This window comes from Neptuniibacter sp. 2_MG-2023 (genome assembly GCF_030547495.1).
In the GTDB taxonomy this organism is placed as follows: domain Bacteria; phylum Pseudomonadota; class Gammaproteobacteria; order Pseudomonadales; family Balneatricaceae; genus Neptuniibacter.
In genome coordinates this window covers 46,678-68,217 of the sequence record NZ_JAUOQC010000004.1, presented here as the reverse complement: position 1 = coordinate 68,217, position 21,540 = coordinate 46,678, and the positions used below count along the sequence as shown (strand labels likewise).

Annotated in this window: 17 protein-coding genes; 12 read left to right on the top strand and 5 right to left on the bottom strand. The window is 43.6% G+C overall.

Features of this window, described 5'->3' with window-relative positions; translation table 11 throughout:
- Positions 1-108 precede the first annotated feature (108 nt).
- The 3 genes from Q4486_RS05400 (at position 109) to Q4486_RS05390 (ending at position 3,149) form a co-directional block, all read left to right on the top strand.
- Positions 109-1,218 (top strand): 2-aminoethylphosphonate--pyruvate transaminase, encoded by a 1,110-nt coding sequence (locus tag Q4486_RS05400; RefSeq protein ID WP_303518627.1) that lies wholly within the window; start codon positions 109-111, stop codon positions 1,216-1,218.
- Positions 1,219-1,244: 26 nt separating this feature from the next.
- The gene (phnX, locus tag Q4486_RS05395) at positions 1,245-2,075 is read left to right on the top strand and encodes a phosphonoacetaldehyde hydrolase (protein WP_303518626.1); all 831 of its coding nucleotides are present in this window, start codon (positions 1,245-1,247) and stop codon (positions 2,073-2,075) included.
- Between the two features lie 168 nt (positions 2,076-2,243).
- Positions 2,244-3,149, top strand: a complete 906-nt coding sequence (locus Q4486_RS05390) for an EamA family transporter (RefSeq protein WP_303518625.1) — start codon at positions 2,244-2,246, stop codon at positions 3,147-3,149.
- A 67-nt stretch (positions 3,150-3,216) separates the two neighbouring features.
- Here Q4486_RS05390 and Q4486_RS05385 read toward each other — a convergent pair whose 3' ends face one another.
- Positions 3,217-4,617: an FAD-dependent oxidoreductase gene (locus Q4486_RS05385; protein WP_303518624.1), complete on the bottom strand. Its 1,401-nt coding sequence runs from the start codon at positions 4,615-4,617 to the stop codon at positions 3,217-3,219.
- A gap of 207 nt (positions 4,618-4,824) precedes the next feature.
- Here Q4486_RS05385 and Q4486_RS05380 point away from each other — a divergent pair, with 207 nt between their 5' ends.
- The gene (locus Q4486_RS05380; RefSeq protein WP_303416651.1) at positions 4,825-5,496 is read left to right on the top strand and encodes an HAD family phosphatase; all 672 of its coding nucleotides are present in this window, start codon (positions 4,825-4,827) and stop codon (positions 5,494-5,496) included.
- 226 nt (positions 5,497-5,722) lie between these two features.
- Here the strand turns inward: Q4486_RS05380 and Q4486_RS05375 are convergent, their stop codons facing one another.
- On the bottom strand, positions 5,723-6,559 hold the full coding sequence (locus Q4486_RS05375; protein ID WP_303416650.1) for an alpha/beta fold hydrolase: 837 nt from the start codon (positions 6,557-6,559) through the stop codon (positions 5,723-5,725).
- A gap of 77 nt (positions 6,560-6,636) precedes the next feature.
- Here Q4486_RS05375 and Q4486_RS05370 point away from each other — a divergent pair, with 77 nt between their 5' ends.
- The 4 genes from Q4486_RS05370 (at position 6,637) to Q4486_RS05355 (ending at position 11,915) form a co-directional block, all read left to right on the top strand.
- Entirely contained in the window at positions 6,637-7,131 is a 495-nt protein-coding gene (locus tag Q4486_RS05370) for a gluconate 2-dehydrogenase subunit 3 family protein (RefSeq protein ID WP_303416649.1), read from the top strand.
- Positions 7,131-8,795: a GMC family oxidoreductase gene (locus Q4486_RS05365; RefSeq protein ID WP_303518623.1), complete on the top strand. Its 1,665-nt coding sequence runs from the start codon at positions 7,131-7,133 to the stop codon at positions 8,793-8,795. Before Q4486_RS05370 ends, Q4486_RS05365 begins: the two co-directional genes overlap by 1 nt.
- A 334-nt stretch (positions 8,796-9,129) precedes the next feature.
- The gene (locus tag Q4486_RS05360) at positions 9,130-10,767 is read left to right on the top strand and encodes an autotransporter outer membrane beta-barrel domain-containing protein (protein ID WP_303518621.1); all 1,638 of its coding nucleotides are present in this window, start codon (positions 9,130-9,132) and stop codon (positions 10,765-10,767) included.
- Between the two features lie 92 nt (positions 10,768-10,859).
- Positions 10,860-11,915, top strand: a complete 1,056-nt coding sequence (locus Q4486_RS05355) for an SEL1-like repeat protein (protein ID WP_303518619.1) — start codon at positions 10,860-10,862, stop codon at positions 11,913-11,915.
- A 189-nt stretch (positions 11,916-12,104) separates the two neighbouring features.
- On the opposite strand, the gene Q4486_RS05350 is transcribed toward Q4486_RS05355, so the two are convergent.
- Positions 12,105-12,461, bottom strand: a complete 357-nt coding sequence (locus tag Q4486_RS05350; RefSeq protein WP_303416645.1) for a DUF3127 domain-containing protein — start codon at positions 12,459-12,461, stop codon at positions 12,105-12,107.
- 412 nt (positions 12,462-12,873) lie between these two features.
- On the opposite strand from Q4486_RS05350, the gene Q4486_RS05345 reads away from it, so the two are divergent.
- Positions 12,874-13,863 (top strand): YeiH family protein, encoded by a 990-nt coding sequence (locus Q4486_RS05345; protein WP_303518618.1) that lies wholly within the window; start codon positions 12,874-12,876, stop codon positions 13,861-13,863.
- Positions 13,864-13,936: 73 nt separating this feature from the next.
- Here Q4486_RS05345 and Q4486_RS05340 read toward each other — a convergent pair whose 3' ends face one another.
- On the bottom strand, positions 13,937-17,296 hold the full coding sequence (locus Q4486_RS05340; RefSeq protein WP_303518617.1) for a DUF2126 domain-containing protein: 3,360 nt from the start codon (positions 17,294-17,296) through the stop codon (positions 13,937-13,939).
- A gap of 393 nt (positions 17,297-17,689) precedes the next feature.
- Positions 17,690-18,283 (bottom strand): cupin domain-containing protein, encoded by a 594-nt coding sequence (locus Q4486_RS05335; protein ID WP_303416642.1) that lies wholly within the window; start codon positions 18,281-18,283, stop codon positions 17,690-17,692.
- A gap of 274 nt (positions 18,284-18,557) precedes the next feature.
- On the opposite strand from Q4486_RS05335, the gene glnT reads away from it, so the two are divergent.
- The 3 genes from glnT to Q4486_RS05320 are packed head-to-tail and all read left to right on the top strand — an operon-like array spanning position 18,558 to position 21,538.
- Positions 18,558-19,889, top strand: a complete 1,332-nt coding sequence (gene glnT, locus Q4486_RS05330) for a type III glutamate--ammonia ligase (protein WP_303416641.1) — start codon at positions 18,558-18,560, stop codon at positions 19,887-19,889.
- 39 nt (positions 19,890-19,928) lie between these two features.
- On the top strand, positions 19,929-20,831 hold the full coding sequence (locus tag Q4486_RS05325; RefSeq protein ID WP_303416640.1) for a glutamine amidotransferase family protein: 903 nt from the start codon (positions 19,929-19,931) through the stop codon (positions 20,829-20,831).
- A gap of 23 nt (positions 20,832-20,854) precedes the next feature.
- Positions 20,855-21,538 (top strand): protein glxC, encoded by a 684-nt coding sequence (locus Q4486_RS05320; RefSeq protein WP_303416639.1) that lies wholly within the window; start codon positions 20,855-20,857, stop codon positions 21,536-21,538.
- Positions 21,539-21,540 lie beyond the last annotated feature (2 nt).

Sequence of the window (21,540 nt, the reverse complement as noted above, 5' to 3'; positions counted from 1 at the left end):
GGGTGTTATTATCTGGTCTATACCAGATAGAATGTAAGCAATATATCAAGAATGATTTCACTTTAAATAGGTTCACTTTTTAGTGGACAGTGTCATGAGCGAATAGAAATGAGTAACCGAACGCAACCCTATCTTTTAACACCCGGTCCTATCACGACTAGCATGAGCACTAAAGAAGCGATGCTCTGTGATTGGGGATCTTGGGATCAGGATTTCAATAAAATTACAGCTGAAGTATGTGAGCGCATCTTAGATCTTGCAAATGCTAAAGGGACCCATGTATGCGTTCCTGTGCAGGGCAGCGGATCCTTTGCGGTGGAAGCTACCTTAGGAACAATGGTGCCTAAAGATGGCAAAGTTCTAGTGCTGATGAATGGCGCTTATGGCCAGCGAATTGGTAAATCGTTGCAGTATATGGGACGTGAATACTGCTTTATAGATATGGGAGATTATGAGCCACCTAAGCCAGAAGAGGTTGCGAAAAAGCTGGCTGAAGATCCCATGATTACTCATGTGGCTGTTGTCTATTGTGAGACAAGCTCTGGTATTTTAAATCCGGTAGCTGAAATTGCAGAGGTTGTTAAGCAAGCCGGGCGTGGTCTGATTATTGATGCCATGAGTGCGTTTGGTGCCTTACCTATAGATGCACAAAAATTACCTTTTGACGCACTGATCTCAGCGGCAAATAAATGTATAGAGGGTGTACCTGGTTTTGGTTATGCGATTGTCCGTGAGGATATTATGCAAGGGAGCCAAGGTAATGCTCATTCCCTGTGTCTGGATCTATATGAGCAATGGGTTTACATGGCCAAGACTGGCCAATGGCGCTTTACACCACCAACCCATGTGGTAGCCGCCTTTTTACAGGCACTTAAAGAGCACGAAGCTGAAGGTGGTGTTCAAGGTCGTTATGCCCGTTACGCACGTAATCGTGATCGCATGGTGATGGGTATGCGTGCTCTGGGCTTTAAAACTTTATTAGAGGATCAGTGGCTATCTCCCATTATTACTACCTTCTTCAGCCCTACAGATAAAAACTTTGAGTTTACTGATTTTTATAACCGCCTAAAGATACACAACTTTATTATTTATCCGGGCAAGCTAACCGAAGCAGAGAGCTTTCGTTTAGGCCATATAGGTCAATTATATGATCAGCAGGTTGATCAATTGTTAGACGCTGTAGCGGTAGTATTGGATGAGATGCAGGTCTCTTTATAAACGATAATGACGATAGGAAATAAATAATGAGTTTTTCTTACAAACGCGCTTACACAGGGCCTGTTACTGCTGCAATTTTTGATTGGGCAGGCACAACCATTGATTTTGGCTCCCTAGCACCGATTAAAGCGTTTAGTGCTCTGTTTGAGCAGAACCAAGTAGCCATAACCTTGGCTGAAGCACGTGCACCCATGGGTGCCGAAAAGCGTGAACATATTCGTCAGATATTGGCGATGCCACGTGTTAAAGATGCTTGGCTTGCCGCACAAGGTAAAGAAGCCGACCAAACGGATATAGATCGTCTTTATAACGATTTTGTGCCTTTGCAGATTGGCACGATTGCGGACCGCTCGACATTAATTCCGGGTGCTTTAGAGACATTTGAGTATCTGCAAGAGCATGGGATTAAGATTGGTGCTAATACAGGTTATGCAGAAGAGATGATTGTTGATCTACTGCCCAAAGCTGCAGAGCAAGGTTATGTGCCTCTCTCTAATGTGTGTGCCCCCCAAGTGCCGAAAGGGCGACCTTATCCACATATGACGTTAAAAAATATGTTGGAGCTTGAGATTGAAACGGTACAGTCGGTAATTAAAGTGGATGACACACTGATCGGTATTGAAGAGGGGCTTAATGCAGGTTGCTGGACGGTCGGTGTTGCCGTCAGTGGTAATGAAGTGGGGTTAGACCTTGAGGAGTGGTTGGCATTGAGTGCAGAGGAACAGGATAAACTACGTGGAAAAGCTTATGCGCGTTTTCGTGCTTGTGGTGCCCATTATGTAATTGATTCTATCGCTGATCTTCCAGAGGTTGTTGAAGATATTAATCTTCGTTTGGCCTGTGGTGAACAGCCCTAAATATTTTATAAGGTGATGAGTATTGATGGCTTATCACTGATTCGTTTCATGTAGAGAGGGAGGTTTTTGGCGTTAATTGCAGAGCGCATTTTAGTTGCTTGAACTTCCATTTATAACCCATAACAGTTTGCTGTTATGGGTTCTTTTTTGCTTATTTTAGGGTTTATTATGAGTTTGTTAGCAGTTTCCTTAGTTATTTTTTCTGCGTTATTACATGCATCATGGAACCTGTTAGGTAAGAAAGTCAGTCCTACCGTTGCATTTTTCTCCTTAGCTTTTTTAGCCGGCACGCTTCCGTTGACACCTATAGTTTTGCCTTTTGTTTGGGATCAGGGCACGGTGTTGTTCCATTTGCTTCCTTTACTCCTGCTTTCTGGCTTTTGTCAGGCGATCTATTGCAGTGCATTGGCATTATCTTATGCAGAAGGAGCAATGTCAGTGGCTTATCCTCTCGCACGATCAATCCCCGTGATGCTGGTCGCGGTGATAAGTAGTGTCTTAGGGATGCAAGCTCTTCTTAGCCTGGAGGCCTATATCGGAGTGTTTCTCGTGCTAATGGGAGCAGTATTGTTACCTATGCAGCATCTTAGGGATTTTAAGGTAGGTAATTATTTTAGCCGCTGCATGTTACTTGCCTTATTAGCGGCTAGTGCAACGGCTGGATATAGCATTGCCGATAAAATAGCGATAGACCAATTGGCTGATCACTTACCTCAGTCAGGGTTGATTGTTGCAGTGATCTATATTTGGTTGGAGGGCATTGCTGCGTGCATTTTCCTTTTTACTGTCCAATTAGTTAGAGCCGATGATCGGCATAAGTTAAAAACGGTTTTAGCCAGCCAGAAAAAAAGCATTGCTCTAACGGGCGCGATGATTACGCTCACCTATTTATTAGTGCTTTGGGCGATGCAGTTATCAGAAAATATTAGTGCGATTGTTGCCTTAAGGCAGGTCAGTATACCTATAGGTGCTTTGCTTGGGGTGCTGTTATTTAAAGAGCAGCTGGGGTGGGTTAAGTCGGTCGCTTTAATTCTGCTGTGTGCGGGTGTCTTTTTAATTTTATCGCCGGTGTAGTGGTTAAATCTGCTTACTCAGACGAGAGGAGGTTAGTCTGTTCGCCTGAGTAATAGATCTATATAGATTATTTATCAGATTTCCCTGCTGATGCTGCCAATTTAGCCAGTTGTTTATCAAACCACCAAGGGGACTTATTTGTATCTTCAGCTGCTTCTTTTCGTCGTATGGCGTTGCGAACAGTCATTGCCCCGATCCAACGAATAGGTTCTGGAGGGAATTGTCCTCTTGGGCCTTGAGCTAGCCCCGAACGACTCCATTCATCATCTTCTTCCAATACTAATGAGCGGATAATGTTGGCGCCTAGGTAAGTTTGCACAACACCGTTACCAGAATAACCGAGCCCATAGATAATATTAGGGTTTTCTCTGAGATAACCGAAGAAAGGAAAGCCACTGACGGAACGGTCAGAGGGGCCAGTCCAGGTGGTGTCTACTTTATGCCAAGGAATGCTTGGAAAAAACTTATTAAGTGCTGATTGCAGAATAGGTTGATAGCGGCTGGGTTGGTCAAATGCAGGGCTTACTTTATTGGCAAAAGCAAACATATTACCGCCTTTACCCATCATTAGACGACCATCTTCTGTTGTACGGTAATAGTGGACAAAGGTGCGGGAATCAACAACAGCGCAGCCTGTTTCTAGACCAATAGTTTTTAGTAAAGCCGGGATCGGTTGAGTAATAAGCATGTCAGAAGACACTAAGGTGACACTGCGGGCAAACTCACGAAACTGTGAGGGCATCCAGGCATTGGTTGCTAAAACGACTTTGCTTGCGTTAACACTGCCTTTACTCGTTACCACTGTCGCGGGTTGCCCCTCGATCAGGGTGCTCATCGGACTGTTTTCAAATATTGTGATGCCCAACTTTTCTGCGGTAGTTTTTAAGCCTCTGACTAATTTTCCCGGTTGGACGCTTCCTGCGGCGGGAGAATATAAACCTTCAAGATGGGCATAGGAGCCCGTTGCCCGTTGGACTTTTTCTAAGGGTTGCTTTGTCCAACTATTAAGCTTCTTAGCGGTTAGCTGACTGACAATGCTATCCATACTACCGATCTGTGCACTATTACTGGCAGTATAATAAGTACCGTCAACGCGTAGTTCACATTCTATTTTATGTTCTTTACAGAAGGCATCCATCTCATACACTGCATTTTCTGAAGCCGTTACTAATCGGCCCGCTTCCTCCTCGCCAAATAAACGGGCGAGAGATGGATACTTGGTTGACCATGTCAGCATACAGCCCCCATTGCGACCTGAGGCACCGCTACCACACAGCTTGGCTTCTACAATGACGATCCTTAGGTCCGGCTTGGACTGTTTTAGTTTGATCGCACTCCAGAGACCAGTATAACCGCCACCCACAATACATATATCTGCAGTGACTGCTTGGGTTAGCTCAATTGGAGTGTCTTCTGCTTCAAGGGAGAGTGCTTGTTGTTGCCAAAATGGCATATGAATTGGTTGCATTAGTATTTTCTCTGGTATATACCAGTTGATTGTATGCAGTTAAAACCAAAGAGTACATATTTCTATAGCGGGTTTAACTAAAGCTTCATCGCGTAGTCATATAGTCACGAGAGTAATCTTAGATATTGGCTTAAGTGACAATACCTATCATGAGCCCCTGTGTATTTATCACTTAAGCATAGGGTTAACTATTTTGGAGAACGGGTAATGGCTCTGGCAATTTTTGATTTAGATGAAACGTTGATAGCAGGGGATAGCTGTTCTCTATTTTGTGAGTACCTGCTTGAAAAAGGCATAGTCGATCAGTCTTTTGTTGAACGTGATGCTGAATTGATGAGGTTGTATACGCAAGGTCAACTTGATCAACACGATTACATTGAGTTTTTTATTGGCGAACTGAAGCATTTGTCCATCGAGCAGATTCATGCATTAATGCCTGTATTTATTGAATCTTATATAAAACCGGTGATATATCCGCAGGCGGTTTCTTTGTTGAAAGCGCTTACCGAACAAAACCTGCGGCTTTTGATTATCTCTGCAACATCTTCCTTTATTGTTGAAAAGGTTGCAGAACTGTTAAACGTAAATGATTTTATCGCCATTGAATTAGAAGTTAGCGGCTCTTACTACACCGGCAAAATTCAGGGGACGCCCTCTTTTGGGAAGGGAAAAGTTACACGCTTAAAATCATGGCTAGAGGAGCAAGAGGAATCATTGGAAGGTGCATCGTTCTTTTCTGATTCAATCAATGATCGTCCACTGCTCGAAGTTGTGTCCTTTCCTGTGGCAACTAATCCAGATCAGGCACTTACGCAGTTAGCTAGACAAAATAGCTGGCCAGTATTGCAGTGGCATTTAAAAGAGGAGGGTTTGAGGTAAATAGGTAGTACCTAAGGAACGGTAGGCGGATGAGTCCCGTTACGATTTTAATAACGCCCCCTATTCATCAATATGAAAGGCCATCTTCAGTTAAACGTTGGGGTGTTGGTTAGTGTGTTTTACGACCCTATCAGATGGATGCTATTACTCTAAGATAGTCGCTGTCAGGGTGACTTTACTCCCATTTGTCTCCAACACAAACACGCTATCACTCTGATAAAGAGCGTCAGGGTGCGGTCGCTTTTATTCCTTTTAGTCGTTGTACCCATTGCTGTTCCCAACAGCAGTTATGTGTAACGCCATCGATGACATAGATAGAAACCTTATGTTTTAAATGGCGAAACTTGTCGTGAAATTTTTGTAATAAAATTGGCGGCGTATTTTTATCCTTGGCACCGACAAAGTGATGTTGCTCGATCTGTGAAAGCTGATTGATGTAATGGGCTGGATTCAGAGAGTCTGCTAGCGGTGAGACATGATGGTAATGGGACCACTCTGTATGGTCGAGGTTTGCTGAAAGGGTGATGACTTTGTTGATATCATTCCTTCTGAGTGCGATCAGTGTCGCCACCGTTCCACCTCCTGAAAACCCAATGAGGTTTATGTGTTTGGCTTCAGTGTCTTGGACCGCTTTATCTATGGCTTGATTCATGGCTTGAATAACCTCTTCAGCGTACCTTGCTGAGGTCCAGTAGCGGTTATTGCAATGAGGTTGTGTTGGGATATATTGACAGGGTCTCGCTAGGTAAAGGCTATCATTTTCATGTGCGGCAAGTGCTAGCTTCAGCGCAACTGGATTTTTAGGTGTCGGATCTGATGAGGGTTTTGTTCGGGATGACCAAGCGAAACCATCACCTTCTATATAGATGGTTAACAGGTCAGATTTTACTTTGTCGGCGGGTTGATAGCTCCGAAGCGTGAATTGTGATGTTGTTATATCTACTGCCACCCAGTGTTTAGTGGCGGCTAACGTTTCTGCTGTTGGATAGGTATTGTAGGAGCAGGCTGTTAACGTCAGTGTTAGGATAAGGGTTAACTTTATTAAGGCTGAAGTGTATTGCATTGGCTAACGCGTCCTTTTTAGGGTGGCTTCCCTACATGGATGTTCCCCTTCTTAAATTAATTTTACAAGAGTGAGCTATGTATAGGCGAAGGTTCTTAGGGCTTTTGTGTGAAGCGGCAGTGATCGCACCTTTAGTGTTTCAAATTAGAACGGCTTCAGCCTCATTAGATAAAGTGGGGGTGAATAGCGAAACATTGTCTGCTTTTCTTGATGTTCTTATACCTAAAGATGAGACACCCTCTGCGAGTGAGCTAAATATCCATAAAAAAATCATATCGCATGCCTATCGAATTGAGAACTACATTGTTTTATTGGAGCAAGGGCTAGCGTGGTTGGACCTGCAATCTGAGACTTATTTTATGAAGCCTTATGCGGCGCTTGGAGCTAGGGAGAAGGAGCGGGTGACCTATCTTGCTTCAACACAAGATGCGCCGAGTATTGTTCAGCTATTTTTTAGTCGAATTAAAAATGATGCACTATTTATTTACTACACTCAACCGGAAAGCTGGAAGGGCATGATCGAGTCGCCTCCTCAGCCCTATGGTTATCCTGATTTTCAAGAGATCGGCTAATGGGCTTTTTACACGAAGATTATGATGTCGTCATTGTAGGGGCCGGTGCTGGCGGTGGTGCGATGGCTTGGGCGTTGGCACAGGAAAATATAAAGGTTTTAGTTTTAGATGCTGGGCCTGCTTATGCGCCTGAGGTGGATTTTAAATTAACAACTCAGCACTGGGAGGATAGCTTTCCCGCTAAATATAAAAGCCCTGCTGTTCAGTTTGCCTCCCATCAACCATTAAAAAAACAGTATAAAGGGCTGAGATCGTGGAATCACCTTCGTGGACTGTTAAATACCAGTAATGAACGCATATCCTTTGGTTATCATCGTGTTCAAGGGATAGGGGGGAGTTCGCTGCATTATAGTGCTGAAGCCCATCGAATGAATCCACATGCCATGAAAATGCATAGCCGGTTTGGTGTGGCAGCTGATTGGCCTTTGACCTATGAGGAGCTGGAACCCTTTTATACGCAGGCTGAAGAGATGATGGGGGTTGCCGGGAATTCTGCTCACCCACCTCGATCGCGTTGGCGCAGTACGCCATTTCCGCAAAAAGCCCACCCGCTGTGTGCACATAGCCAGATTTTGAGTCGAGGTTTTAATCAATTAGGTCTTAATCTAGAACATAATTCATTAGCGATTTTGTCGACACCAACGGATGGGCGTCCTTCATGTAATTATTGTGGTTGTTGTTTGAAAGGTTGTTCACGGATGGACAAAGGCACTGTTGACCTTACCTATATTAAACACGCTGTAGCGACCGGGTTTTGTACGGTTGTGCCCAATGTATCGGTCAAAAGAATTGAAACGGGAGATAAGGATAAAGTCACGGGTGTTCAGTTGGTACACGAAGGGAAAGAGATGCACCTCCGGTGTGATTTATTAGTGGTTGCTGGCGGTGCAATTGAGACACCACGTTTGTTACTTGCGTCAAAGAGTGCTCAATCGCCCGATGGGTTATGTAATGAGTCTGGGCAAGTCGGAAAAAACTTTATGGAGACGCTTCTTTGGACGAGTAGCTGTTTTTATCCACAAGCGCTGGGTAGCTATAAAGGGACCGCGGTTGACGCTATCTGTTGGGATTTTAATGACCCTGATGCTATCCCCGGTGTGATTGGTGGATGTCGATTTAGCACATCGGTTGCTGAGTCTGACTTGCTTGGCCCGCGCGCGTATGCAACACGCGTAGTAGACGGTTGGGGGCTTGATCATAAAAAGAAAATGAGAGCCTTATTTGGCTCTGTTTTGTCGGTGTCGGGTATTTGTGAAAGCCTCCCCCATGAAAAATCTTTTGTAAGCTTATCCATAGATAAAGATGAGTCGGGAATGCCGTTACCAGTTATTAGTAGTTACCTAGACGAGGAAGCCATTAATCGCATCGCGTTTATGTCAGACAAATGTAGAGAGGTCCTTCGTGCAGCGGGTGGAGGTGAGATTTTTGAGGAGTTTAGCTCCTACGATATATTCAGTTCGACTCACGTTTTTGGGACATGTCGAATGGGTAATGATAGAGGACGCTCGGTGGTTAACCGTTTTTGCCAGAGTCACCGCTGGGCTAATCTTTATCTTGTTGATGCAAGTGTGTTCCCTAGCTCCGGTGGGGGGGAATCGCCGAGCCTTACTATTCAAGCATTAGCCATACGAGCGGCGAAGCATATTATAAATAAATCAGGTTAGGTGATCATTTTTAAGAGAGAGAAGGGGTATTTGTGAAGGTGTAAGCGCTCTGTTAGTGGTCGATAATTAGGCTTTTCCTGTTTAATGGTTTTTTGTTTTTAAAACAAAAAAATAGTATTAAGTCTGTTTGTTTTTTTATGTGGGCTTTTATAAATATCAAGTAAATATGGGGTGTTCAGGTTAAGTTAATCTTAATTAATTGTCTATTAATTAACCTTTTTTTAAACATTATGCCTTAATTTCCTGTTTATTCTCCTGTTTGAATCTAAATCCTTGCTGTTGAATCAACAGTGGCTATACTGATGAGTCTCTTCAAGTTTTTAATAGGAACTATATGTCTCTCATTAGACGTTTTTTGACACTGATCGTGTTGCTGGGAAGTATGCAGGCTAATGCGGGGCATCTGTTTACACAGAATGTTATTAATACGCCTATTAATCTTACCACTGGTACCGGAATAACTATTACACAGAAAACCTACGAAGGTGGCGGTGTTGATGGAACAGTCACTGTCAATTTTGGTGGGGACTGGGATGCCGGTGATGTGATGACCATCACTATAGGTACTTATACCCAAACCTTTTCATATGATGACCCGCTAGCAGGAACGACTCAAGATCTGTCGAACCTCTATGTTAATGACCCAACCTTAGATGCACTTGATCTTGGAGGAACATTTCCAGCAGATCAGGAATGGTCTTTTGCCGCTGTGCAGGGTGATTTTACCTTAGAAGGTTACCGTATTTACCTCGAAGGCCAGACCTTTAATGGAACCGGTGCTGGTTTGATTGACCAATCACAGGTTGTAGTCGTTGGATCAACAGGGGTCTTTGAGCCGGTATCAACCGGTAATACAACGGGTACGGGTGAGATGTTAGACCAGCTAAATGGTAATGTGACCGGTGAAATGGCGACGATCATTGCTGAGATGGCAGCGTTGTCTGATGATGATAGACAAGCGGCAGTACAAAAAGTGTCTCCAGAAACCGGAGCTGCCTTATCGCAAGCGGCTACCCAAACAATCACGGGTGCGCTGGATACTGTGCAGGTTAGGTTAAACACCCTTCGTTCTCAAAACTTTTCAACAACTGCACTAAATTATGATGCCGAAACCGGTTTGTCAGCAGGTGATGAGCAGTACCGTCAATCAATGTGGCTAAAAGCATTTGGTGCGTCTGCGCACCAAGGTAGTAACGATGGCTATGCGGGTTACGGAAGTGATATCCATGGTATTGCTGCGGGTGGTGATACCTTATTGGAAAATGATTGGGTTTTAGGGGGGGCATTTACCTATGCCAATACGGACGTGGAACTTGGCGATTACCGAGACGGTGATGGCTCAGATATAGAAACGTGGCAATTTACGGCTTATGCTTCACGTGATTTTGGTAAGTGGTACCTAGAGTCAATGCTAGCGTATGCCTATCAGGATTACGAAACACAACGTGATACGGGTGTGTCAGGCATCGCGAGTGGTGACTTTTCCGGTGATATGTACGCTTTGCGTGTGACCGCTGGAATGCCTTTTCAGCAAGGGTCTGGCATGACTATTACCCCTTATGCGGGTCTTGAATACTCTTACATGACCCTAGATGGTTATACAGAGACAGGGGCCGGTGTGATGTCCTTGAACGTTGCAGAACAGGATGTAGATCGGGGCTGGTTATTGTTAGGTGCTAAAATCAGTAAAGACTTAGTGCTAACGAGCGGGGCTGAAGTAACCCCCTCTGTTCAGTTTGGTTTACGTCACGCGTTAAATAATAGTGGTACTAATACAGTGACATCATTCATTGGCGGCGGTGGTAACTTTATATCTGAAGGCCAAGATATTCATCGTAATGTTTATAGTATTGGCTTTGGACTTGATATACAGCGCTCGGATAATTTTACGCTTTCATTGTTGCTTGATACTGAGCTAGCAGATGAGTATGAGAGTTATCAAGGCCAAATTGTTGGTAATTGGCGGTTCTGATAACGCGTACTTAAGCCGTACTAAGCCCGGTTAAGTACCGGGCTTTTTAATGGAAAATATTATATTACATCAATGCAGAATAGGTAATCGAGATGCGATGGGTAACACTTTTATTAACGCTGATCGTCAGTATGAACAGCGCTGTCGCTTTAGCGTCGCCGCTTGAAAATGGGATCAAGAAAGCTTCAGAGGGTGACTTTAAAACGGCTGTTGAGTTATTAGAGCCGCTCGCTGAAAAAGGTAATAGTGATGCTCAGTATAATTTAGGAGCGATCTATTATTCAGGGAGATTGGGTGTTGCTAATCCCGCTAAAGCGATTAAATTGTTTAATACTGCCGCAGAGGCAGGTCATGTAGAGGCCGCTCATAATTTAGGTTATATCTTTTACATGGGGGCAGGTGCTAAACAAGATCTGACGTTAGCGTTTAAGTGGTTTTCGCAAGCTGCCAATGCAGGACATATAGAATCCCAGGTGAGTTTAGCAACCCTGTATGTGAATGGGCAGGGCGTGACGAAAGATATTAGTAAAGCGGCCTATTGGTTCGAGCGAGCAGCTGAGAAAGATAACATGCAAGCGGCTTACAACTTGGGTATTATTTTTTCATCGGGTGAAGGTGTAGAAAAGGATTATCAAAAAGCGAAAAAATGGCTTCTGCATGTCGCTGAAAAGGGGCATGTTAATGCGCAGTTTTATTTAGGCAACTTATATCTGAATGGACGGGGTGAAAAAGCAAACCCTATTGTGGCAAAGCAGTGGTATAAAAAAGCAGCGAACGCTGGACATGCTGAAGCGCAATATGCGATAGCTATGCTAGATTTTATTGGTATTGATGGGCAACCCGACTATGAGGCGGCGTTAGCTATGTTCCATAAATCGGCAAATGGTTGGGATAGGAATGCACAGTATTATTTAGGCCATCAATATTATTATGGGCTAGGTGTGAAAAAAGAGGTGATGGAAGCTTATAAATGGTTTGATTTGGCCGCAGCTAATGGACATTCAGATGCACATTATATGCGCTCGATTGTGGCGCATCACTTAACGGAAAAACAGGTTGATACAGCGCATAAGAATGCATTGGAATGGTTTGATTCTAACCATGATAACCCGCACAAGCATTATGATTTAAAGCCTCACAGCCATTGAGTTAATTCCGTTGCATGTGAGTGACTATTTACCTGTTTGTAAACACTAAATAGCCTATAGAAACCAGCGTAACTGCTGGTTTTTTTGTTTATACCCCATTTTATTTAGAGGGGTGCCTCCCCACAACCAAGCAGAAGTGGGGGATATAGGTGTAAATAGAGAACTCGGTTTGTTGGTCGCTTGTGTTTTTTAGAACGGAATATCATCATCGAAGGATGCTGCTTCTGGCGCATAGTTGTCCAGTGGAGGCTGTTCTTGATTCATATGGCTATCAATAGAGGAGCCTGTTTCAACTTTCCAGGCTTGGAGATTGTTGAAGTAACGGCCGTTATATTCCCGGCCACGAATATCAAAAGTAACTGTGACATCCTGACCCACTTGGAGGTTGTCGAGTAAGCTCACCTTGTCTTGAACAAATTCAAGATTAATCTCCTGCGGGTACTTGCCATCTTCAACGATGACGACCATTTCGCGCTTAGTAAAACCGCTGTTAAATGTTTGAGGATCTTGAATTAATTTAACTTTACCTGATAGCTCGTAAGCCATTATTTCCTACCTTTAAGAAGACTATCGCAACGATTAATTAAACCAGAAAAGAGGAACGATTACCTCAGATTCGATCTATTTTTCACTGAATTATATAGTCACTGTTAGGTATATAACGTTGGAATCTCTATTTAGTTTCTCTTGGACATTGTATCTATTTGGTAATAACGAATTGTATTAATCATAGATTTTTTTGTTATAAATCTTCTCCATTACCTTCACTTGACGTTCACTCTTGTTTAAGCTGAGGCGGATCTATGTGATGGGGTCTTAATGGCTAGTCTGTAGTGATCTTATGGCTTTCGCGAATGCTTCGTGGGAGGGGAGGTCGTTATCCCGTGATCTTGTATATATGTTGGAGAGTATGATGTCCCACATCGGAAAAAAAGTGCCTTTTTTTAATGGAGGTCGAATGGCTGGGTTTAGTCAAATGATTCCCGGTTTTTTGCTTTGTATGGTTGTAGGAATGGCTGCTACTTTTGTATCTGAACACTATGGCGGCCCAACTATTCTTTACGCGCTGTTGATTGGTATGTCCTTGAACTACCTATCATTGGAAGGGCGTTGTGTATCGGGTATTCAGTTTTCAGCCAAGTCAGTATTAAGATTCGGTATTGCTCTGTTAGGTGCAAGGATTACCTTTGAAGAACTGTTAGGGCTAGGTTTAACGCCCATTGCCATTGTTTTAGTGGGTGTGCCTTCAACGATTCTTTTTGCTGTTGTGTGTGGTCGTTGGCTCAAATTAGGTAAGTCTCAAAGTATTTTATCGGGTGCTTCTGTGGGGATCTGTGGTGCATCCGCAGCATTGGCTGTATCTGCTGTGTTGCCTGATGATGAAGAATCAGAGCGTAATCTGATTTTCACTGTTATTTGTGTAACCGCTTTAAGTACGATTACGATGATCGCTTATCCATTACTGGTAACTCAGCTTGGGTTTACAACCGATGAAAGTGGTATTTTCCTCGGTGCGACTATCCATGATGTTGCGCAAGTAGTGGGGGCTGGTTATATGATGTCTGACGATGTTGGTGATGTAGCGACCTTTACTAAGTTACTACGTGTTGCTCTGCTTGTTCCAGTGGTTATTGTTATTTCATTGATGTTTGCTCGGAGCGGGGTTGCGAAGAAAGAGGGTGGTTCATCTCTTCCATTACCCGGTTTTTTGATCGCGTTTATGGTTATTGTAGTGATCAATAGTGCAGGTTACATACCTTCTTTGGTTTTAGAGGGTATGACTGAGTTATCACGTTGGTGTTTAATTATCGCGATGGTGGGCCTAGGCATGAAAGCATCCTTTAAAGAGCTTTCCTTAATGGGTTGGAAGCCGATTGTGTTGATGGTTTCTGAAACTATATTTCTAGCTATTCTTGTGGCTATTTGGCTTTTTAGTGTACGCACATAAATATGTAGGATGTATCAGCTAACCACACCTCAAGTGAGGTGTGGTTACTGTATGCTAAACCTCACTACCGCCGTTAGGTTGGTGAGTAACGTCCTGAATCTACACACCTTAAATCAAGTGTATATGGATATTCTTTAGTGAAATTTTCATCTCCTATAGGTGCAGGTTTTGGTTTGGAGTGATCAGGACCAAACTCTCGTACGACTTGGGCACCCGTTGTGCCTGTAATACTGCCCGGTGAGTGACCAAATTCATCGTAGCGATTTACACGACGAGATTCAGCTTCGTGACCGTTAACAGGGTAGGTATCATAGCTTCTTCCCCCTTGGTGGCTTACATGATAGACGCAACCGCCAATGCTGTGGCCATTCCATGTATCAATTAAGTCAAAGGTAAGGGGCGCATGAACACCAATCGTCGGATGTAATGCAGAAGGTGGCTGCCAAGCTCTGTATCTTACACCGGCGACATATTCACCATTGCGTCCAGTATTGTGCAGTGGCACGCGATGGCCGTTACAGGTTAAGACGTAACGACTTTCATCTAATCCTGTTAATTTAACTTGTAGACGTTCTACCGATGAATCTACATAACGAGATGTACCAAAGCTGCTGATCTCTTCACCTAGAACATGCCAAGGCTCGATCGCCCAACGCAGTTCCAACGCAACGTTATCAATTTGTACACGACCATAATGTGGATAACGGAACTCTTCAAACGGTGCTAACCAATCTAGTTGGAAAGGTAGACCGTGGGCTTGTAGATCATTAACGACATCTTTCAGATCAGACCATGCAAAGTGTGGCAGCATGAACTTATCATGTAGTCCTGTACCCCAACGGGCGAGTGGCTTGTGGTAAGGCTCATCCCAAAAACGAGCAATTAGGCTTCGAATCAAGAGTGCCTGAACTAAAGCCATTCGTGAATGAGGGGGCATTTCAAAACCGCGGAACTCAAGAATACCTTGACGACCGCTAGCAGTGCCCGGGGCATAAAGTTTATCGATACAGAACTCTGCGCGATGGGTGTTACCCGTCATATCGACAAGTAGGTTTCGCAGAATTCTATCCACTAACCAAGGTTGATCAATAATGCCTTCAGGCATCTGATTAAAAGCGATCTCTAGTTCGTAAAGCATCTCATCTCGTGCTTCATCGACTCGAGGTGCTTGGCTGGTTGGGCCAATGAACATACCTGAGAACACATAAGATAGACCTGGATGATGCTGCCAATAGGTGACAATACTACGTAGTAGATCTGGTCTGCGAAGTAGAGGACTGTCGGCTGGAGTGTTACCCCCAATCGTAATATGGTTACCGCCACCTGTACCTGTATGGCGTCCATCAAGCATGAACTTTTCAGTTCCTAGACGGCATTCATGGGCGGCTTGATAAAGGCGTGTTGTATTATCGACTAGCTCTTCCCAGCTATAGGCTGGGTGAATATTGACTTCTATTACGCCTGGATCAGGTGTTACGAGTAGTTTCTTCAACCGGTGATCTTTGGGTGGCTCATAGCCCTCAAGAACAACAGGAATACCTAACTCTTCAGCGGTTTTTTCAATACTCGAAATGAGTAGGATGTAATGTTCTAAATATGAAACCGGTGGCATAAAGAGATAGAGCTTGCCGTTGCGAGGCTCAATACACAGTGCGGTTCTAATGACTTCCGTTTGCGATGTTTTGCTCAAATGAGTTGGGCGAGGAGGTGCCACTTGCTCAATGATGTCCGCCTGACCATCTCGGGTAGGAAGTGGACGAACTAATTCGAACGGATCAGCTTCCGGTTGTACTTTCTGTTCAGTTTCAGCTTGGTCTGGCAGTGAATCAAGAGGTAATCTAAACCCTAAAGGTGAATCACCGGGTATTAAGACAATTTGATCACGGCGCATAGGCCATAGGCTAGAGCGCCAGCCTGAATTAAAGTAATCCCATTCCAGCGGTAAAATAAAGCCCGTTGCTTTGCTTAAGCCTCGTTGCATCAGTTGAGCAATACGTTTGCGTTCTAAATCACCGTCAAAATCTCCTTTGACAGGATCTATATTATTGGGCAAGTTTTGCTCTTTCCATAGATAGTAGATTGCATCTTCATAGGCGGGTTGCATGAACTGGTCTTGCAACTTTAAATTGCTACATAGTTGTTCAAAGAAGCGTTCTGCTGTGTCTAAGTCATGCCCATAATCTTTATCTACACGTGCGAGTAAGGAAGGGTCATGCCATAAAGGTTCACCATCTTCTCGCCAGAAGCAGCCTAATGCCCAGCGAGGGATCTCTTCGCCGGGATACCATTTACCTTGCCCATAATGTAATAGTCCACCAGGAGCGTACTCCTCACGTAGACGTAACAGCAGGCTTTTAGCTAAGCTGAGTTTGTCATCGCCTAGTGCTTCGGTATTCCACTGTGGCGATTCCATATCATCAACCGACACAAAGGTAGGTTCGCCACCCATCGTTAAGCGAACATCTTGTTCATTTAGCTGTTCGTCTACAGCATGACCAAGCTGCATAATATCTTGCCACTGTTCATCGCTGTATGGCTTAGTTACGCGAGGGTCTTCAACAATGCGGGTGACAGAGTTTTCAAATTCAAACTCTACCTCACATTTACTAGTGGCTCCGGTAACAGGTGCGGCTGAAATAGGGTCAGGTGTACAAGCTAGAGGAATATGTCCTTCGCCTGCGAATAAGCCAGAAGTTGGATCTAAGCCTATCCAACCCGCGCCGGGAATATAAACTTCACACCAGGCATGTAGATCAGTGAAATCTTCTTCAGCTCCGGCAGGGCCATCAAGGGGTTTAACATCAGGTTTAAGTTGGACAAGATAACCCGATGTAAATCGTGCAGCTAATCCTATTTTGCGTAGAACCTGTACCATCAGCCATGCGGTATCACGGCAAGAACCTTTCTTTTTCGTTAAGGTTTCTTCGCAGGTTTGAACACCGGGCTCCATGCGGATACCGTAATCAATCTCTTTCTCTAAACTTTGATTGAGTGCAACAAGGAAGTCATTAATCGGTGTGGGTTCTAAGCTTATTTTAGTGACCCATTCATCCAATAGTGGACTTTCTTCTGTACATTCTCGGTAAGGCTTCAGCTCTTTTTTAAGTTGTTTGTCATACTTAAAAGGGAATTTTTCTGCATATTCTTCTACAAAGAAATCAAATGGGTTGATCACTGTCATGTCGGCAATGACTTCAACTTCAATGCTAAATTCATCGGCTTTTTCTGGGAAGACTAAACGTGCTTGGTAGTTCCCAAAAGGGTCTTGTTGCCAGTTTAGAAAGTGACCTTCAGGTTCAACCTTAAGTGAATAACCATGAATATGGGTACGGGAATGCGGGGCTGGCCGCAGACGTAGAACATGGGGAAATAGGTTTACTCTACGATCAAATTTATATTTGGTTTTATGATTTAAAGCTACCCGAATTGCCATTCCTTAATGCTCCTAAACTGAACGTACATTACTAAGTCATTAGATTAGCAGGCAGATATGAAAGTAACGTTGCCATATCATCTGACTTTATGGGTTTTATTAATGAAGCCTTTTTATAACAGGGGCTTTTTCTCAATGAGAGTCTTTATTACTAGTCAAAAAACGACTATGTCTAAATGTTATATCGTTAGTGAATTTATAAAGCAAAAACTAAGCCAGTTGAATTTATAAGGCTTATAAGCATCAGTATAGAATATAAAAGCCTGAGCGGTTATTTATTACTTACTTATGAGGAGGTAAGAGTCAGTCAAGCTTTTCTTAAAGGGAAAAAAGTGGTTAAACACCGATAAATATCGATGTTTAACCTATGCTTATAACGGAATTTAAGGCTGTTTATTCATCTGCATAGTTGATAATTGAAAGCAGTTGAATTGGGACCTCTACGAGTTTCTCTGGCCCGTGTGGTATCTCTGCGTCAAAGGTTAAGCTATCTCCAGCTTCCATCTCATATAGATGATTACCATGACGGTAGACTAATTTTCCGCTCACTAGATAGATAAACTCTTCACCAGGATGGGAGAATGTTGGGAACACCTCTGAAAGGTCATCCATGGTTATCATAAAAGGTTCAAATGCGGTTTTTCCGCCCCTTTTATAAGTTAAGAGTTGATATGTATGGCCCTTTTCTGTTCCCCGTCTGACGACCTCTAAGCCGGATCCTGCTTTAGTAAATTGTGCACCACCATCGGGCCTATCAAAATCATTAAATAGTTTGGATATAGAAAGTCCGATAGCGGAACATAGTTTATTAAGGGTTTCTAAGCTGGTTGATACCTGTGCATTCTCAATTTTACTGACCATTCCTTGGCTAATACCAGAAATCCTGGCGACATCGACTAATTTCAGGCCCTCATCTAGGCGAGCCTTCTTTACTTTCATGCCTATGTATTGGTCCAGATCGAATTGGTTGCCCTTAGAATCTGTCATTAATATTGCTCCATTCTAGTGCCTTGTGCTGCATAAGTGGGCGTTTTTATTAGAGTTGGTTTTTTTAATTTCAGGCACTTTATATTCCCATAAGTAAATATTTTTTACTAGATCCTTATAATTCAACGACTTATCTTAAAGGGAAATAAATATTCCTAAAGAGAAAATCGTTGGCACGTATTATGCTTTCCTGTTAGGCAAGTAAATTTACTAAAAAGAATATTTTATTAGTAGATGACGTATATAATGTTGGAGATTAAGCGGAGTACTAAGAATGTCTATAGATGTTGAGAAGTTTATTAGTGACAACGAGATTAAATATATCCTTGCCCAGTTCGTCGATATCCATGGTGTAGCCAAGACTAAGTCGGTGCCTGCGCATTGTCTGATGGACGTTGTTAACAAAGGGGCAGGTTTTGCTGGCTTCGCTGTGTGGGGTTTAGGTATGGAACCGCATGGGCCTGACTTTATGGCGCGCGGTGATCTCGATACGCTTTCTATTGTTCCTTGGCAGCCTGGTTATGCACGTATCGTTTGTGATGGATACGTTAATGAAGAGCCTTATATCTATGACAGTCGTGTAGTACTCAAAAGACAGTTGGCGCTATTGTCTGATCAAGGTTGGACCCTGAATACAGGGCTTGAGCCTGAATTTTCTCTGTTTAAGCGCGATGAGAATGGAGATCTTCAAACGGTAGATGATTCCGATGTACTTGCTAAGCCTTGTTATGACTATAAAGGCTTGTCTCGTTCCCGTGAGTTTCTTGAAACCTTAGTGGAATCCTTACAAAAGGTTGATTTTGATGTTTATCAAATCGATCACGAAGATGCGAATGGCCAGTTTGAAATTAACTATACCTATGGCGATGCACTTGAATCCGCTGACCGCTTCACATTTGTGCGTATGGCAGCAGGCGAGATTGCAAACGACCTTGGAATGATCTGCTCATTTATGCCTAAGCCTGCGTCTGATCGTACAGGTAACGGTATGCATTTCCACCTTTCTATTACCGATGATGAGGGTAAAAACCTTTTCAACGATGATAGCGATGTAAATGGTATGGGCTTGTCGAAAATGGCTTATCACTTTACCGCCGGTCTTCTTCATCATGCCAAAGCGCTATGTGCAATCGCGGCACCGACCGTTAACTCTTATAAGCGCCTTGTTGTTGGAGGATCCGCTTCAGGATCTACATGGGCGCCCGCTTATATTGCATACGGTGATAATAACCGATCTGCAATGGTGCGTATTCCTTATGGCCGTCTTGAATTCCGTCTTCCTGATTCCGGTTGTAACCCTTACCTAGTGCACGCTGCTTTGATCGCTGCGGGACTTGATGGTATCGAGCGCGAGCTTGACCCTGGTGAGCCGAAAAACATTAACCTTTACGCCCTGACTCCTGAAGAGCGTGAAGCTGAGGGTATTGAAATTCTTCCACAGAACTTAAATGAAGCTTTAGATGCATTGGAAGCTGACACTGTTTTGACTGAGCGTTTAGGTAAAGAAGTTGTGGGTGAGTTCCTGAAAATTAAGCGTGCTGAGTGGATCGACTATAGCCGCCATGTATCCGATTGGGAAACCAAACGTTACGCAGAATTCTTCTAAAAATTTTATGTGATTGGACAAGATTACGAGGGTTTATATATGTGTGGAATTGTCGGCCTTTATTTGAAAAACAAGGCATTAGAAAGCCAGCTGGGTGCGCTTTTTACACCAATGCTTATTGCGATGACAGATCGTGGCCCTGATAGCGCTGGCTTTGCAATTTATGGTGATGAGGTGCCGGATGGCTCAACTAAACTGACCCTAAGACATATTGATGAGAATTATGACTGGGGCAGTTTGGCGGGCAGTATTAAGGATGATCTAGACGTCACCGTAGATTGGTTTAAAAACAGCAAAGTTGCTGTGTTTAAAGTGGGATGCGAAGCGGAGGTTATTCAGAATTACCTTGCTGAAAAAGAGGCTGACATTCTTATTTTAAGTGCAGGTCAGTCTATAGAGATTCTTAAAGAGGTCGGTTTACCTGAAAATATCGCTGAGACATTTAACTTAGCGAGTATGAAAGGTAGCCACATTATCGGTCATACACGTATGGCGACTGAATCTGCGGTAACAATGGAAGGTAGCCATCCTTTTTCTACAGGCCAAGATCTTTGCTTGGTTCATAACGGCTCCCTATCTAACCATAACCGTTTGCGTGAAGAGTTAAAGCGGGAAGGTGTGACATTCCAAACGGAAAATGATTCAGAAGTAGCAGCGGGTTACCTGACTAATCGCTTACGTAAAGGCGATACGCTGAATGAAGCACTGCAAGGCGCACTTAAAGATCTGGATGGTTTCTTCACATTTACAATCGGTACACGAGATGGCTTCGCTGTAGTACGTGACCCTATTGCATGTAAGCCTGCAGTGATGGCTGAAACTGATGATTATGTTGCCATGGCTTCAGAGTATCAGGCGTTAACAACATTGCCGGGCATAGAGAATGCCAAGGTGTGGGAGCCAGAGCCTGAAACAATTTATGTTTGGGAACGTGATCAGTAAGTGTGGAATTAAGGAATAAGACGATGAAAACAATTGATTTGCAAAAACACACAGTTCGAGACCTTAACCAAGCCTTACATGATCAGGCGGTGGAATGCACGATTCGTGAGTGGGAAGTTCTAGAACCTAAAGGCCAACACAATATTGCCTGTGGACTCGATCAAAATTTAGCGGTCGATATTAAAGGTCATGCTGGGTATTTCTGTGCCGGTATGAACAAAAAAGCTCATGTCACTATTTTTGGTAATGCTGGCCAAGGTGTTGCTGAAAATATGATGTCAGGAACAGTTCGTGTTAAAGGTGATGCCTCACAAGCTGCAGGTGCTACCGCTCACGGTGGGTTGCTAGTGATTGAAGGTAATGCGGGAGCCCGTTGTGGAATCTCGATGAAAGGCGTGGATATTGTTGTTAAAGGCAATGTGGGCCATATGAGCTGTTTTATGGGACAAGCGGGTTCCCTTGTTGTGTGTGGCGATGCAGGTGATGCCTTAGGTGATTCACTGTATGAGACACATATCTATGTCAAAGGTAGCGTTAAATCTTTAGGCGCGGACTGCATCGAGAAAGAGATGCGTGAAGAGCATATTGAAGAGTTAACAGAGCTACTTAATCGTGCGGGTGTAGAAGAAGATCCAAAATCATTTAAACGCTATGGCTCAGCTCGCCAACTCTATAACTTTAAAGTCGACAACGCGTCTGCGTACTAACA

Bases quoted from the DNA above. Each gene is read 5' to 3' on its own strand.
- Q4486_RS05400 (WP_303518627.1), top strand. From the start codon at position 109: ATGAGTAACCGAACGCAACCCTATCTTTTAACACCCGGTCCTATCACG.
- phnX (WP_303518626.1), top strand. From the start codon at position 1,245: ATGAGTTTTTCTTACAAACGCGCTTACACAGGGCCTGTTACTGCTGCA.
- Q4486_RS05390 (WP_303518625.1), top strand. From the start codon at position 2,244: ATGAGTTTGTTAGCAGTTTCCTTAGTTATTTTTTCTGCGTTATTACAT.
- Q4486_RS05385 (WP_303518624.1), bottom strand. From the start codon at position 4,617: ATGCAACCAATTCATATGCCATTTTGGCAACAACAAGCACTCTCCCTT.
- Q4486_RS05380 (WP_303416651.1), top strand. From the start codon at position 4,825: ATGGCTCTGGCAATTTTTGATTTAGATGAAACGTTGATAGCAGGGGAT.
- Q4486_RS05375 (WP_303416650.1), bottom strand. From the start codon at position 6,559: ATGCAATACACTTCAGCCTTAATAAAGTTAACCCTTATCCTAACACTG.
- Q4486_RS05370 (WP_303416649.1), top strand. From the start codon at position 6,637: ATGTATAGGCGAAGGTTCTTAGGGCTTTTGTGTGAAGCGGCAGTGATC.
- Q4486_RS05365 (WP_303518623.1), top strand. From the start codon at position 7,131: ATGGGCTTTTTACACGAAGATTATGATGTCGTCATTGTAGGGGCCGGT.
- Q4486_RS05360 (WP_303518621.1), top strand. From the start codon at position 9,130: ATGTCTCTCATTAGACGTTTTTTGACACTGATCGTGTTGCTGGGAAGT.
- Q4486_RS05355 (WP_303518619.1), top strand. From the start codon at position 10,860: ATGCGATGGGTAACACTTTTATTAACGCTGATCGTCAGTATGAACAGC.
- Q4486_RS05350 (WP_303416645.1), bottom strand. From the start codon at position 12,461: ATGGCTTACGAGCTATCAGGTAAAGTTAAATTAATTCAAGATCCTCAA.
- Q4486_RS05345 (WP_303518618.1), top strand. From the start codon at position 12,874: ATGGCTGGGTTTAGTCAAATGATTCCCGGTTTTTTGCTTTGTATGGTT.
- Q4486_RS05340 (WP_303518617.1), bottom strand. From the start codon at position 17,296: ATGGCAATTCGGGTAGCTTTAAATCATAAAACCAAATATAAATTTGAT.
- Q4486_RS05335 (WP_303416642.1), bottom strand. From the start codon at position 18,283: ATGACAGATTCTAAGGGCAACCAATTCGATCTGGACCAATACATAGGC.
- glnT (WP_303416641.1), top strand. From the start codon at position 18,558: ATGTCTATAGATGTTGAGAAGTTTATTAGTGACAACGAGATTAAATAT.
- Q4486_RS05325 (WP_303416640.1), top strand. From the start codon at position 19,929: ATGTGTGGAATTGTCGGCCTTTATTTGAAAAACAAGGCATTAGAAAGC.
- Q4486_RS05320 (WP_303416639.1), top strand. From the start codon at position 20,855: ATGAAAACAATTGATTTGCAAAAACACACAGTTCGAGACCTTAACCAA.